The sequence below is a fragment of the Nevskiales bacterium genome, from assembly GCA_035574475.1.
Classification (GTDB): domain Bacteria; phylum Pseudomonadota; class Gammaproteobacteria; order Nevskiales; family DATLYR01; genus DATLYR01.
Map to the genome: position 1 here is coordinate 1 of DATLYR010000106.1, position 13,857 is coordinate 13,857.

At 59.8% G+C, this 13,857-nt stretch carries 13 protein-coding genes and 3 tRNA genes; 4 read left to right on the forward strand and 12 right to left on the reverse strand.

Annotation, left to right across the window (positions count from 1 at the left end):
* On the forward strand, positions 1-133 hold a 133-nt coding region (locus VNJ47_06170), incomplete at its 5' end, for an IS256 family transposase (protein ID HXG28418.1).
* A 70-nt stretch (positions 134-203) separates the two neighbouring features.
* On the opposite strand, the gene pseI is transcribed toward VNJ47_06170, so the two are convergent.
* From pseI to gltX, 11 genes are all read right to left on the reverse strand, one after another.
* Positions 204-1,262, reverse strand: a complete 1,059-nt coding sequence (gene pseI, locus VNJ47_06175) for a pseudaminic acid synthase (GenBank protein ID HXG28419.1) — start codon at positions 1,260-1,262, stop codon at positions 204-206.
* Positions 1,259-2,776, reverse strand: coding sequence for a UDP-2,4-diacetamido-2,4,6-trideoxy-beta-L-altropyranose hydrolase (pseG, locus tag VNJ47_06180; GenBank protein ID HXG28420.1), 1,518 nt, complete (start codon positions 2,774-2,776; stop codon positions 1,259-1,261). The genes pseI and pseG overlap by 4 nt, the downstream gene beginning before the upstream one ends.
* A complete protein-coding gene (locus VNJ47_06185; protein HXG28421.1) occupies positions 2,773-3,399 on the reverse strand; it encodes a pseudaminic acid biosynthesis-associated methylase in 627 nt (208 codons plus the stop codon). Before VNJ47_06185 ends, pseG begins: the two co-directional genes overlap by 4 nt.
* Before the next feature lie 8 nt (positions 3,400-3,407).
* Positions 3,408-4,154 carry a glycosyltransferase family protein gene (locus tag VNJ47_06190; protein HXG28422.1) on the reverse strand — a complete coding sequence of 249 codons (747 nt, stop codon included), beginning with the start codon at positions 4,152-4,154 and terminating at the stop codon, positions 3,408-3,410.
* Complete coding sequence (gene pseC, locus VNJ47_06195; protein ID HXG28423.1) at positions 4,151-5,305, reverse strand: UDP-4-amino-4,6-dideoxy-N-acetyl-beta-L-altrosamine transaminase; 1,155 nt, start codon at positions 5,303-5,305, stop codon at positions 4,151-4,153. The genes VNJ47_06190 and pseC overlap by 4 nt, the downstream gene beginning before the upstream one ends.
* Complete coding sequence (gene pseB / locus VNJ47_06200; protein HXG28424.1) at positions 5,305-6,291, reverse strand: UDP-N-acetylglucosamine 4,6-dehydratase (inverting); 987 nt, start codon at positions 6,289-6,291, stop codon at positions 5,305-5,307. The genes pseC and pseB overlap by 1 nt, the downstream gene beginning before the upstream one ends.
* 27 nt (positions 6,292-6,318) lie before the next feature.
* A complete protein-coding gene (locus VNJ47_06205) occupies positions 6,319-7,713 on the reverse strand; it encodes a surface carbohydrate biosynthesis protein (protein HXG28425.1) in 1,395 nt (464 codons plus the stop codon).
* A 61-nt stretch (positions 7,714-7,774) separates the two neighbouring features.
* Positions 7,775-8,785 carry an NAD-dependent epimerase gene (locus VNJ47_06210; GenBank protein ID HXG28426.1) on the reverse strand — a complete coding sequence of 337 codons (1,011 nt, stop codon included), beginning with the start codon at positions 8,783-8,785 and terminating at the stop codon, positions 7,775-7,777.
* A 110-nt stretch (positions 8,786-8,895) separates the two neighbouring features.
* A tRNA-Glu gene (locus VNJ47_06215) sits at positions 8,896-8,971 on the reverse strand.
* A gap of 27 nt (positions 8,972-8,998) precedes the next feature.
* Positions 8,999-9,074, reverse strand: a tRNA-Ala gene (locus tag VNJ47_06220).
* Between the two features lie 51 nt (positions 9,075-9,125).
* On the reverse strand, positions 9,126-10,529 hold the full coding sequence (gene gltX / locus VNJ47_06225) for a glutamate--tRNA ligase (GenBank protein HXG28427.1): 1,404 nt from the start codon (positions 10,527-10,529) through the stop codon (positions 9,126-9,128).
* A 123-nt stretch (positions 10,530-10,652) separates the two neighbouring features.
* Between gltX and VNJ47_06230 the strand changes: the two genes are divergently transcribed.
* From VNJ47_06230 to VNJ47_06240, 3 genes are all read left to right on the forward strand, one after another.
* A tRNA-Val gene (locus VNJ47_06230) sits at positions 10,653-10,727 on the forward strand.
* A 60-nt stretch (positions 10,728-10,787) separates the two neighbouring features.
* Positions 10,788-11,102 (forward strand): rhodanese-like domain-containing protein, encoded by a 315-nt coding sequence (locus tag VNJ47_06235; protein ID HXG28428.1) that lies wholly within the window; start codon positions 10,788-10,790, stop codon positions 11,100-11,102.
* An 8-nt stretch (positions 11,103-11,110) separates the two neighbouring features.
* Positions 11,111-12,607, forward strand: coding sequence for a TolC family outer membrane protein (locus VNJ47_06240; GenBank protein HXG28429.1), 1,497 nt, complete (start codon positions 11,111-11,113; stop codon positions 12,605-12,607).
* Here VNJ47_06240 and waaA read toward each other — a convergent pair.
* On the reverse strand, positions 12,510-13,811 hold the full coding sequence (gene waaA, locus VNJ47_06245; protein ID HXG28430.1) for a lipid IV(A) 3-deoxy-D-manno-octulosonic acid transferase: 1,302 nt from the start codon (positions 13,809-13,811) through the stop codon (positions 12,510-12,512). The two genes, VNJ47_06240 and waaA, sit on opposite strands and share 98 nt — an antisense overlap.
* Positions 13,812-13,857: the final 46 nt, after the last annotated feature.

A 13,857-nucleotide genomic window follows, 5' to 3' on the forward strand; every position in this document is an offset into this window, starting at 1 on the left:
CGCGACCAAGCTGATCTGGCTGGCGCTCCGCAACATCACCGCCGACTGGAGTCGCGCCACTCGCGAATGGAAAGCCGCCATGAACCAATTCGCGATACTCTACGGCGACCGGTTCACGCTGGCGCGAACCTGACCGGACGCCCACCGAGAAATGAAAACCGCCTCACACACAAAAATTCAGACAAGCCCAAGGACCCTGCCAACTACACCAAGTCCCAACTGGCCGGGGTGCCACGCTTGACGTCGCACTTCACTCTCCGCCCGATCAAGGCTTCGAGGTACTTGGGTGGCAGGCCCAGACCTGGCCTGATAGCACGCAGATTCTCTGGGCTCAAGACATCGCCCGCCTTCAAATCCTTGACGATATATAGCGAACGCCGGAATTGAAGAGACTTTTTTTCCTGCTCAGTTGGTCCATAACGCACCGTCCCCAGTGCCTGCTGCGCACGTGCGGTTTCTTCAACCAGCGCGCTCAGTTCTTTCGGCTCCAGCGAGAAGGCGGAGTCCACGCCACCTTCATCGCGGCTCAAGGTGAAATGCTTCTCAATGACGGTCGCGCCCAACGCCACACTGGCTATAGCCGCACCCAGTCCCAAGGTATGATCGGATAATCCAACTTGGCATGCGAAGCGCCTGGCTAGATCCGGGATCGTAAGCAGATGACTGTTTTCCGGGCTGGCCGGATAGGTACTGGTACATTTCAGGAGCACGAGGTCACGACAACCCGCTTCGCGTGCCGCCTGCACGCTCTCTTCGAGCTCCGCTAATGTAGCCATGCCCGTCGAAATAATCATCGGCTTGCCGGTAGCGGCCACCTTGCGGATCAGCGGGATATCGGTATTTTCGAAAGAAGCGATCTTGTAGCAAGGCACTTCGAGTTCTTCGAGAAAGTCTACGGCCGTTGCATCAAAAGGGGAGCTGAAACCCACCATCCCATGCTCACGGCAACGTTCAAAGATGGGCTTATGCCATTCCCACGGTGTGTGCGCAGCGTCGTACAACCTGTACAGCGACGTGCCTTTCCACAAACTCTCCGGATCTTTGATGAAGAACTCTCCCTCTTCAAGATCGATAGTCATCGTATCCGCGGTATAAGTCTGGATTTTGAGGCCATGTGCTCCGGCTTTGGCCGCCGCATCGACGATCTCGATCGCGCGCGAGAATGAGCCATTATGGTTAGCAGACATTTCTGCAATCACGAATGGCGCATGACTGGGACCAATAACAAAACGCCCTATTCTGATGTCTTGCTTGAAGCTCATCGCCTTAACCGTTTTATGTATGTTTCTGGCCCCTGTTCATAGCCGGCCTCAATGAACGCGCGCGCAGACGCCTTATTGTCGGGCAGGACTTCGGCAATAACAGTACGCACTTCGGGATGATGATGGTCCAACCAACGATCCCCAGCCAGTAGGATACGTGGGCCAAGACCCTGTCCTGAATGACCTGGTACCAAGTAAATCGATACTGTGGCACTCGTGCCACACCTATCGTATCGCAATACTCCGACCGGCCTATCATTTTGCTCGGCGATGAGCAGGTCGCGCGCCTGATCTGCCAGTACACTCATCAACCAGGTTCTGTGCGTATCCAATCCTATGGGTGCAGAATCATGCGAATACCGACGCACCTCTTCGGCGTTGCGCCACTGATGTAGTGCATCGCTGTCTGCCGCCGTAGCGCGCCTCAGGACCAGCGGTGCTGCCGAAAGTTCGCGCGCGACTCGCTCTGCACCACGCCCATCTACCAACCCGGCGCTTATCCGGCTCATTTCACATAGGCGATCCGGATTCGCCATCAACATAGTGATGGCGCCTGCAATAACTTGCGGCGAAAGATCTCGAGCTGGCAGCTCAATTATCGCGCCAAGTTCTGCCATGGCGGCGGTCTGAACACGCTGGTTTGGGGCGACTGCTATAACAATGCTGGGCAGCCCCAGGCAAGCTCGCTCCCATGTATTGGTGCCACCCGCACCGATCACTAGGTCGCTAGCCGCTAGCAAGCTGGCCATGTCCAGCACATCGCAGTGGAATCGGACATCCGGCATTTCTCGACATCTCCTCTCGATGTCGCCACGGTGCACGTTGATACTGCCGACCACTACATCGACCTGGAATCGCCGCTTCTTGATTAAATCCAACGCATCAAGAGCGATAGATGTGTAATTACCTGGATCACTACCACCCAAAAACACCAACAGACGATTGACTTTACCTGTATGTACAGGCTTTTTTGTGCGTTCGCGGATGAACTCCGAACGCAGAAGCGCATAACGCGGACCGAGCAAACGCCGGCACAGCACGGGCACAAGTTTCTGGTAACGTTCCGCTGCTCCGCTATCCAGTGTTTGATCGAGCAGTAGATCGCAGACATGCGCGCGGTCTGCGAGGTCGTCGATCACGAAGAGTCTTCCCACATGCTCGCGTACCAACTGCTCCCACGTGGCGTCGATTCCGTAATGATCTACGATTAACCAGTCAACATCGCCCAGGGTGGTTAGCGTTCTTATGGTCTCTTTCGCGTCCTCTAGTGGCCCCATGCGCAGCCAATGGCTATGTGCCAAACTACCCGTGCATGACGAGCTGTTGGCAGGTTGCATACAAATCGATTCAAAACCTGCTGATCTGATACGTGCAATAAGGGAATCTGGCATCTGCCGAGCAATGAATTTCACCTCCATGCCGGAGCGAGCCAGAACCTCCGCGAGCGCGAGGCAACGCATTACATGCCCGCTACCTATTGAGGTAGATGCATCAGTGCGAATTAGGACCCTCACGCATCCTTCTCAAGCAAAAACCATGTCGTGTCATCCTGTGGAAAATTCGGATCTCGATGATAGGTAAAGCCGTAGTCCACAAGACGTAATTGGTTGAAGCGATCAAGCAGTTCGCCAGCAAAATCCCTCTTAAACAATTTGTCATCCTGACCATGGTAGGGCACTGTAACGGGAGTCGGATTAAAATATTCAACAACGCAAATATAGCGACCAGAAGACGCGTATAGCGCGTCATACACCCGCGGCAAGCAACCCGGATTAATGTGAATCAGCACCCCTTTGATCAAAACAAAATCCCATTGTCTGCTAGGCTCAAAATCCAGAATCGATTGATGAAAAACTTCGGCATGTCCCCACTGCACGAGACTTTCAGCAGCTGTTTTATTGATCTCGATTGCAGTCAACTCGGCTGCTGGTAGCAAATTGCGTATCGCACGCAGGTTCAGTCCGATATTGGCGCCAAATTCGATGACCGAGGCAACACCCAAAGTACGCGCAAGGATTCTAGAAAACAGTGCTGTATTGCTTGCTATCCATTTATCGCCAATGTTACGGTTTGAGTAAGCGTTGCCAAACTCCCCAGCCCAGAATTTTTCCTGTTCTGTTTTAAATGAGCTGCTCACAAGGCCTCCTAGGAACCGACCTTTTTTTGCTCGATATGGGAATTGATCTTGACCAAATCTGGTCTGTGCTGAAGCAGCTCAAGAATGTTAGCAGTCGTAACTTGCCTACCTGAGCGATCCAATTCTGTGTACACCGCTTTGATGAACTGCCAATCTTCTTCCGTATCGAGCGTCCAACGGTGATCTGACAAGTCCGGCTCGCCGCGAAGCTGACCCAAGCGAAATTTCTCAGGATGACCGTACAAATATGGAGTGACATGCTCACGCTCGTGCGCGAAAGTTGCCTCGCGATATGCTCGTTGTAGTGCGTCGTACGAGAATACCTCTACATCGAGTCCGCGTGGGTACGTCCTTTCAAGCGTATTACTAAAATAGTCGAAGGGTCTTCCAGAATTGGCAGCCCCCTTAAAAGATCGCAAAACCTCCCCAATGATTACCGCATCAATAAACGGACAATCGGCCGTGATCCGTACAACGATATCGGCCCGTTCCGTCATTGCAGCCAAGTAATAACGCGAGAGTACGTCATATTCGCTGCCGCGGCACACGCTGGCCCCGTACCGCATAGCCTCAGCAGCCAGTACATCGTCCGGTGTAGATGTTGTGGTCGCCACAACTACAGCATCCAAGATCGGACAAGCCGCAACACGTTGGATCACGTGCGCAAGAACACTTCGATCACCGAGCACTCTCATTACCTTTCCCGGTAAACGTGTCGCCCCCATGCGAGCTTGGATAATCGCGACAGTTTTCATGTCAGAAGCTTGTGGAGATTTGATATAACGTAATCCTGATCCTCTTCAGTCAGCCCCGAATAAATAGGCAAGCTGATTGCTTGAGCATAGTAGGCTTCGGCTTCAGGAAAGTCCCCGTACTTGAAGCCCAGTGATTGGTAATACGGTTGTGTATGCACCGGAATGTAATGTACATTCACGCCGATGCCGGCAGATCTCATGCCATCAAATATTCTCCTCCGGTTTATACCTGGTGCCATTTTGACAACATACAGGTGCCAGGCAGATGTGCTGTCCACGGACTGCCAAGGTGTCTGCAGGGGCAAACCAGTAAGCATGTAATCGTAACGCTTCGCGAGCTCGCGGCGACGCGCAAGCATCTTTTGAAGGCGACGCAGTTGACTGCTACCTAAAGCACACTGAATGTCAGTAATACGGAAGTTGTAACCGAGGCTATGCTGCTCGTAATACCAGGCCCCCTGATCGGCCCTTTTCAAGGTTGCAGAATCACGAACAACCCCATGACTTCGTAACTGCTTGAGGCGCTGGTACAGCTCGGCATCACGAGTCAAGACCATACCACCTTCGCCTGTCGTTAGTATCTTGACCGGATGAAAGCTGAAAACAGTGACGTCTGAAAATCGACAGTTGCCGACCGTGCTACCGAGATAGCATGCCCCCACGGCATGCGATGCATCTTCTATGACTCGAAAATTATAGCGATCTGCGAGATGCTTGATCGCGCGCATTTCGCATGGCTGACCGGAAAAGTGTACCGGTACAACAATTTTCGGCAGTGTTCCTGCTTTCTCAGCGAGGCGCAGCTTTTCTTCGAGCGCAGTAACAGAAAGATTGTAGGTACGAGGATCAATGTCGACAAAATCAACATTGGCACCACAATAACGCGCGCAGTTCGCCGAAGCGACGAAAGTATTGGGAGACGTCCAAAGCCAGTCGCCGGGCCCGAGGTCCAACGCGAGACACGCCAGATGCAGAGCAGAAGTCGCGCTGTTCACGGCTACTGCGTATGGAGCACCACAGTATCCCGCAAAGTCTTGCTCGAATTTCTCGACCGCGGGCCCCTGGGTCAACCAGTCTGAGTGCAGAACTTCGATAACGGCTTGGATATCCTCCTCACTGATGTCTTGGCGACCATAGGGAATCGGACGCATTAGTTCACCAGCTTGCGGATTTCGTCTACAGACAAGAAATGAGGGTTGGTTCCAGAGTCATACTCGAAACCGTCCGGTACTGGGGTGCCATGCTCTCCTATGTTGTTAATTCTGTAATCAACTGGCGCCATAAAAGTGATCGTCGGACGGATAAGGTAGTGATCTTCGAACTCAAGTGTGAGATGTGAGTCATCCAACGGACACATGACCTCATGAAGTTTTTCTCCAGGACGTATGCCGATAATGAATGTGGGCATGCCTGGCGCGAGCGCCTCAGCCAGGTCCGTGATTCTAGCCGAAGGAATCTTGGGGATGAAAAGCTCGCCACCCTGCATGCGCTCAAAGCTTTTTAAGACAAAGTCCACGCCCTGCTGAAGGGTAATCCAGAAGCGGGTCATACGCGGGTCTGTAATTGGGAGCGCTGAGGCGCCCTCGTCGATTAGCTTACGAAAAAACGGCAGGACGGAACCACGTGAACCCACAACGTTGCCATAACGAACTACCGCAAAACGGGTGCGGTGTCTGCCCGCCATGTTGTTGGCCGCCACGAACAGTTTGTCAGAGGCTAGCTTGGTCGCGCCGTATAGATTGATTGGATTGGCGGCCTTGTCGGTGGAAAGAGCCACCACCTTGAGCACCTCGTTGTCAATCGCAGCAGCTATGACGTTCTCGGCGCCATGCACATTGGTCTTGATGCACTCCATTGGGTTATATTCTGCAGCCGGGACCTGCTTAAGCGCGGCTGCGTGGATTACATAATCAATGCCCTTCATGGCCTGTCGTAGGCGCTCCGGATCACGGACATCGCCGATAAAATACCGCATCGCTGGAGCAGCAAATTCTTGAGCCATTTCGAACTGCTTGAGCTCATCTCTCGAAAAAACTACGAGACGTGCGGGTTGGTAACGATCAAGTAGTGTGCGCACGCACTGCTTGCCGAAAGACCCGGTCCCCCCCGTAATTAAGATTGATTTACCATTAAACATTTCCGTGCACCTCGGACGCTGCCAGCATCATTGTGCCGCCTCGATCACGATTAGCTGGTCACTTAGCAGCCAGTATCGTATTGGCTTGTTAAGTAATCGTTGAATTGTATTTAATTTGTGTTCGATCACGTCTTGTTTGAACCCATAAAATTTTTGATGGTTTGCTATGCGGGCTTGTTTACGACGTGAAAGTGGAGCCGCCCACTCGCGTGGCAACTCACGCAAGCGTGCGTATGCTTCCCGCGCTTGCACTATAAGATGACCATCGCATTGCCGCGGTGGCCCCACAGTAGATAGTGCCTCTTCCATCGTCTCTAGTAGTGGCCCAAAAGCATCATGGCTGAAATTAGCCAGCAGCCGTCGTCCCCAGACAGTAGACGATGCGTTAAGGCCGACACTTCTACCTCGCACCATACTGTCTACTGCCAGGAGTACGTCATCTTCGCTGCGACACCGTGCGCCGATCTCGTTAGGTACCACCTGATCAAACTCAGGATCATCAGTAGCACGGAAGCTGATTACCGGTTTATCAGCAAAATGGGCTTCGATTGCAGTCGTACACCCATCATGGAGCAATGCTTCAGCCGCAATAATCCATGGGCCCACCGGGCCTTCATAGACTACGTGCACGTTGTCAATATTTCGAAAAGCCTGCCTGTAAAAATCAATCGATTCCGACGGATGCGGGCGTAGAACTATTGGCAGCTCGGGAAATTCGATGTGCAGCCGGTGAACTAGCGCGACAATGCCCGCGATGATATTCATGCTCTTAGCCCACAGGCGCACAGTGCGCATATGTTTGGCTGTATCTGACGATAGATAGCCCAGCATGGGATGAAATGCCCCAGCGATACCGCGACTATTGTTTCCCCGACTCTGGTTGGTATTAATCAGCAGGAAACAGCCGTAGCGGTCACGCAGCTGCTGCGCCTCGTAAGCGTAATATTCTCTGAAACGTGGTTTATAGATATCAAAGCGTGGATGTCCGGTAGCTCGCATTCTTGCAGCCAGCATCGGCCATCTTTGGCGATAGTACTCGTTCTGAAAATCGCCCCAGTGACAGAGCCAGTCACTGGGCTGGAGCCAAACAAAATCAGTGGCAGCCTGACGATCGAGTTCTGCACGCCATTGTGCTTCGCCACCCGGAAAAATCGCACCCTCCTCTTGCAGGTACACGTACGCAAAGCCTTTTTCCTTGAGGCACTTGTAATAGCGCAGTACGTTGGGATGCCGATAAAAAATATGTTTGCCCACATACAAACCGCCGTACATGTTCCTTATCATTCGATTGATACGCTGCATATTGCCGATATAGATTCGGCGATTAGAGTTGACGAACATTGCAGCGAGAAACAACCGAAAATCTAGCTCGCGGTTAATGGTTTCCACTGGAAACAACACGTTATACATGGGCGCGGGCATGACTACTCGGGCTTTAAACTGGCGTTAGTGTATCAGCTGGCAACTTAAGGCCAGAATGACCTCAAAAGCGGTAGTGAGCACGATACCAAGCAGTAAACCTCCGCAATCCCTCTTCGATGGGGGTTTTTGGTGCAAAACCGGTATCCAGTTCTAAATCGGCGAGATCAGCATAGGTCGACGGCACGTCGCCCGGCTGCATCGGCAGCAGCTTGCGAATCGCCTTGCGGCCCAACGCATCTTCCAGTATCGAAATGAATCGCTCCAGTTCGACCGGGCTGTGGTTGCCGATGTTGTACAGGCGATAGGGCGCGTTGCTACCGCCCGGATCCGGTCGCTCGCCGGACCACGCAGGGTCGGGCTGCGGGATGCGGTCGAGCACGCGCACCACGCCCTCGACGATGTCATCGATGTAGGTGAAGTCGCGCCGCATTCTGCCCTCGTTGTACACCTCGATCGGCTCGCCGGCCAGGATCGCACGCGTGAACTTGAAGTAGGCCATGTCCGGCCGGCCCCAGGGCCCGTACACGGTAAAGAAGCGCAGGCCGGTGCACGGCAGCCGGTACAGGTGCGCGTAGGTGTGCGCCATCAGCTCGTTGGCCTTCTTGCTGGCGGCGTACAGCGAGATCGGATGGTCCACGTTGTCGTGTACCGAGTACGGCAGCCGGGTGTTGGCGCCGTACACCGACGAGGAGGAGGCGTACACCAGGTGCCCGACGCCCTGTTGCCGGCAGCCCTCGAGGACATTGAGGAATCCGACCAGGTTGCTCTGCACGTAGGCGTGCGGATGCTGCAGCGAGTAGCGCACCCCCGCCTGCGCCGCCATGTGCAGCACGGCGTCGAAGCGGCCCTGCGCGAAGGCGGCCTCCATCGCGGCGCGGTCCGCGAGATCGGCCTTCAGGAAGCGAAATCCCGGCCGTCCCTCGAGCCGCTGCAGGCGCGCCTGCTTCAGGCGCACGTCGTAGTAATCGTTGAGATTGTCGAGTCCGACGACCTCGTCGCCGCGCGCCAGCAGGCGCTCCGCCAGGTGATAGCCGATGAACCCGGCGGCGCCGGTGACCAGAATCCGTGCCATGCACTCTCTCGCCCGGAGCGGGGCTTGCGGGAATTGCGCAGATTAAACCACGGATAGGCCGGAATTGCAGCAGAATTCCCGTCGCATCAGGGGCTTGCACGCGGCAACCTTGGCGTCCCCTAGGGGATTCGAACCCCTGTTACCGCCGTGAAAGGGCGATGTCCTAGGCCTCTAGACGAAGGGGACGGCGTTACGGGTCCGTGCGATGAAGGTTGGTGGAGCCAGGCGGGATCGAACCGCCGACCTCTTGCATGCCATGCAAGCGCTCTCCCAGCTGAGCTATGGCCCCGGCCATCGGGAAGCGCGCAATTATAGGCAGCATCCCGAGGTGACTCAATAGCTAGCGCCCCTCTGCATAGGCGATGGCCCGTGCCACCCGCGCCAGCGTGCGCTCTCGCCCCAGCAGCCGCAGCGTCTGGTCGATGGGCGGCGACACGGAATTGCCGGCCACCGCGACGCGCAGAGGCTGGGCGACCGCACCCAGCTTGGCGCCCAGCGCTGCGGCCACGCCGTCCACCGCGCCCTGGATGGCCGCCGCATCCCAACCACCGGTGAGCCCGGTCAGCGCCGCTTGCAGCGCGCGCAGCGCCGGCAGGGTCTCGGCGTTCAGGTGCTTGGCCGCCGCCTTGTCGTCGTAACGCTCGAAGTCGCGGTAGAAGAACACGCTCTTCTCCGACATCTCCACCAGCGTCTTGCAGCGCTCGCGCTGCGCCAGCACCACCTCGGCCAGCGGCGGACCGCCGGTCACGTCCACCCCCAGGCGCTTCAAGTGCCAGTCCAGCTCGGCCGCGACCACGGCCGGCTCCGCGCTCTTGAGGTACTGGTGGTTGACCCAGACCAGCTTCTCCAGGTCGAAGCGCGCCGGCGACTGCTGCACCCGCGTGATGTCGAACAGCTCGATCATCTGCTGGCGCGTGAAGAGCTCCTGGTCGCCGTGGCTCCAGCCCAGGCGTACGAGGTAGTTCAGCACCGCCTCCGGCATGAAGCCCAGCGTGCGGTACTCGATCACGCTGACCGCGCCGTGGCGCTTGGACAGCTTGACGCCGTCGGCGCCGAGGATCATCGGCACATGGGCATACTGCGGCGGCGTCACGCCCAGTGCCTGGAGGATGTTGATCTGGCGCGGCGTGTTGTTGACGTGGTCGTCACCGCGCACCACATGGGTGATGCCCATGTCGGCGTCGTCCACCACCACGCAGAAATTGTAGGTCGGCGTGCCGTCGGCGCGGACGATGATCAGGTCGTCGAGTTCCGCGTTCTGGAACACGATGCGGCCCTTGATCAGGTCCTCGATCACCACCTCGCCGTCGGTCGGGTTCCTGAAGCGCAGCACCGGCTGCACGCCGGGCTTCGGCTCCGTGCGCTGCCGGCAGCGGCCGTCGTAACGGGGCTTTTCCTTGCGCGCCATCTGCTGGGCGCGCATCTGTTCCAGCTCCTCCCTGGAGCAGTAGCAGTGATAGGCCTTGCCCTCATCCAGCAGCTGCTGCGCCACCGCGCGGTAACGGTCGAAGCGCCGGGTCTGGAACACGGGCGGCTGGTCCGGGGTCAGGCCCAGCCATTCCATGCCCTCGAAGATCGCCCGCACCGCATCGTCGGTGGAGCGTTCGCGGTCGGTGTCCTCGATACGCAGCAGGAACTCGCCGCCGTGGCGCCGGGCATACAGCCAGGAGAACAGCGCCGTGCGCGCACCACCGATGTGCAGGTAGCCGGTCGGACTGGGCGCGAAGCGGGTACGGACGGGCATGGATTTCCGGGGCTGCGGGCCGAAGGCGCGCATTCTAGCAAATCGTTGGCAAATGGCCGGCAAATGCATGCCCGTAAATTGACTGGGTTTGCCCGGATGCGTAACATTCGCGTCCCGTTTCCGGGGCGCTTAGCTCAGCGGTAGAGCACTGCCTTCACACGGCAGGGGTCGTAGGTTCGAACCCTACAGCGCCCACCATCTTTTCCTCCCGGCGCCGGATGCTGCATGATGCAGGCGGATTCCCCGACGAGCCGCGGCGTGCGACAGATTACCCCCCAGGAACTGCAACAACGGCTGGCCATCGATTCGCCCGTGATCCTCGACGTGCGCGAGGACTGGGAGCTGGCGCAGGCCCGGCTGCCGGATTGCGTGCACATCCCGATGGGCCAGATCCCCGCGCGCTATGCGGAACTGGATGCGGGCAGGCCGGTCGTAGTGGTCTGTCATCACGGCATGCGGAGCCTGCAGGTGGCGCAGTTCCTGGAGAAGAAGGGCTTCACCGACGTCGGCAACCTCGCCGGCGGGCTCGACGCCTGGGCCGAGCAGGTCGATCCCTCGATGCCACGCTACTGAACGCCCGGATGCTACGCCCCGCCATCGCCCTGCTGCTCGCCCTGGTCTGCCCGGCCGCGCTGGCCGAGGACCTGCTGCAGGCCTACGAGCTGTCGCTGCGCAACGACCCGAAGGTTGCCGCCGACCGGGCCGCGTACGAGGCCGCGTTGCAGGCCAAGCCGCTGGCGCGCGCGCTGCTGCTGCCGCAGGTCTCGGCCGGCGTGGAGCTGTCGAAGAACCGCGACGAGATCCTGGCCAGCAGCAGCCCGATCACGCCCCTGGGCGTGGCTCGCTACGACGCCAGCGGCTATCGCGTGTCGCTGAGCCAGACCCTGTTCAACTGGTCCCAGTTCGCCCAGCTGCGGCAGGCAGACGCGCAGCTGTTCGCAGCAGAAGCCACGCTGGCAGCGGCCACGCAGGAGCAGATCCTCCGCGTGGCCACGCGCTATTTCGACGTGCTCGCGGCGGAAGACGGCCTGCGCACGGCGCAGGCCGAAAAAACCGCCATCGCCAGCCAGCTCGAGCGCGCGCGCAAGCGCTTCGAGGTCGGCATGTCGCCGATCCTCGATGTGCAGGAAACGCAGGCGCGTTACGACATCGCTATGGCGCAGGAGATCGAGGCGCGGCGCCTGCTGCGCAGCGCGCGCGAGGCACTGCGCGCCGTGACCGGCCGCTTTCCCGAAACCTTGGCCGGCCTGCGCGAGTCCATTCCCTTACAGCCGCCGGAACCGCAGGACGCCGAAAGCTGGGTGCGCACCGCCGCGCAGAACAACCTGCAAATCCAGAACGCCCAGGCGCTGTCCGACATCGCCCGGGATGAGGTCCGCAAGCAGACCGGCGGCCACTACCCGACACTGAGCCTGGTCGGCAGCTACGACTATTTCGACCGCCTCGATTCGCCCTTCGGCGGCCGCGAACAGGAGAGTGGCGTGCTCGGCCTGCAGCTGGCCATCCCCCTCTACGCCGGCGGCGGCGTGCAGGCCGGCGTGCGCCAGGCGGCGAACACCCATGCGCAGCGCCAGGCCGAGCTGGAACTCGCGCGGCGCGAGGTCGAGCGCCAGACACGCGACGCCTACGAAGGCGTGGTCGTCGGCATCAGCCGGGTCGAGGCGCTGGCGCAGGCGCTCGAGTCCAACCGCACCGCGCTGGAAACCACCGAGGCCGGCTACCGCGTCGGGGCGCGCACCGTGACCGACACGCTCGATGCGCAGAGCGCGTTGTACCGCGCCGAGCGCGATTACGCCCGCGCGCGCTACGACTACCTGCTGAACACGCTGCGGCTGAAACAGTCCACCGGGCAGCTGGCGCCGGCCGACCTGCAGGCCGTCAACGCCCTGCTGGCCGCGCCGAGCCGCCCGCAGCCGTCTGGCATCACGCCGCCGGCGCCTGGCTACCCGCCGGGCGCGGTCGTGGCGCCGGAGAAGCCCGTCAGGCTCCAGCAGCCCCTGCCGGAGACGCCGGCGCCTCCAGCAACGCCGCCACCCGCGCCAGCACCCGCGCCAGCGAACCCCGGTTCCGCTCCATGACATGACGCGCGGCGGCGCCGGCCTGGTGCCGCAGCGCGGGTGATTCCAGGCATTCGTCCACCGCCTGGACCAGCGCGTAGACATCCGCCACCTGCCGCGCGGCGCCGGCGGCTCGCAGCAGCTCGGTCATTTCCGACTGGTTGTGCATGTGCGGTCCGACCAGGATCGGCAGGCCGAGCGCGGCCGGCTCCAGCAGGTTGTGGCCGCCGACCGGCACCAGGCTGCCGCCGACGAAGGCCACGTCGGCGGCGGCGTAAAACAGGTTCAGCTCGCCGATCGTGTCCACCAGCACCACCGCCGTGCCGGGATCGCCGATCTCGCCGCGGCTGCGGCGCGCAGTGACAAAGCCCGCCGCGGCGCACAACTCGGCCACGCGCTCGAAGCGCTGCGGATGACGCGGCGCCAGCACCAGCAGCAGGTCCGGCAGGCGCTGGCGCAGGCGCGCGTGCGCGTCGAGCACCACGGCTTCCTCGCCCTCGTGCGTACTGGCCGCAATCCACACCGGCCGTGTCGCACCCCAGTCCTCGCGCAGCACCTGGGCATGTTCGGGCAGGGCGGGATCCGGACGATGGTCGAACTTCAGATTGCCGATGACCTCGACCCGTGCCGCTGGCGCGCCGGCGCGCCGGTAGCGCTCGGCATCGGCCTCGCTCTGGGCCAGCACCGCAGCGACCGGCTGCAAGGTCCTGCGCAGCAGCCCGGCACCCGGGAAACGTGAGAACCGGGCCAGCGCAGCCTCACTCAGCCGCGCGCTCACGATCAGCAGCGGGATGCCGCGCGCGGCGCAGGCCGCATACAGGTTCGGCCAGATCTCGGTTTCCAGCACCAGCGCCAGCCGCGGCTGCACGCGGGCGAGAAAGCGCGCCACTGCACCCGGCGTGTCGAACGGCAGGTAGCAGACGGTGACGCGTCCCGCCCACAGCTCACGCGCGCACTGCGCGCCGGCCGGCGTGATGCAGCTGACGGTCAGCACGTACTGCGGGTAGCGGCCAAGCAGGCTCTCGACCAGCGGGCGCGCCGCCTGCACCTCGCCCACCGAGGCCGCATGCAGCCACAGACCGCCCGGCAGCGGGGCGGGGACAAAGCCGAAGCGCTCGGCCCAGCCGCGGCGGTAGGCGGGTTCGCGCAGGCTGCACCACAGGAAATACAGCAGGATCGGTGGCAGCAGCAGGCCGAAGACGAGGCTGTAAAGGGCGCGCGGCACCGGCCGTCAGGTCTTCTTGGCGGGGCGCCTGCCGGCCTGCGGGGCG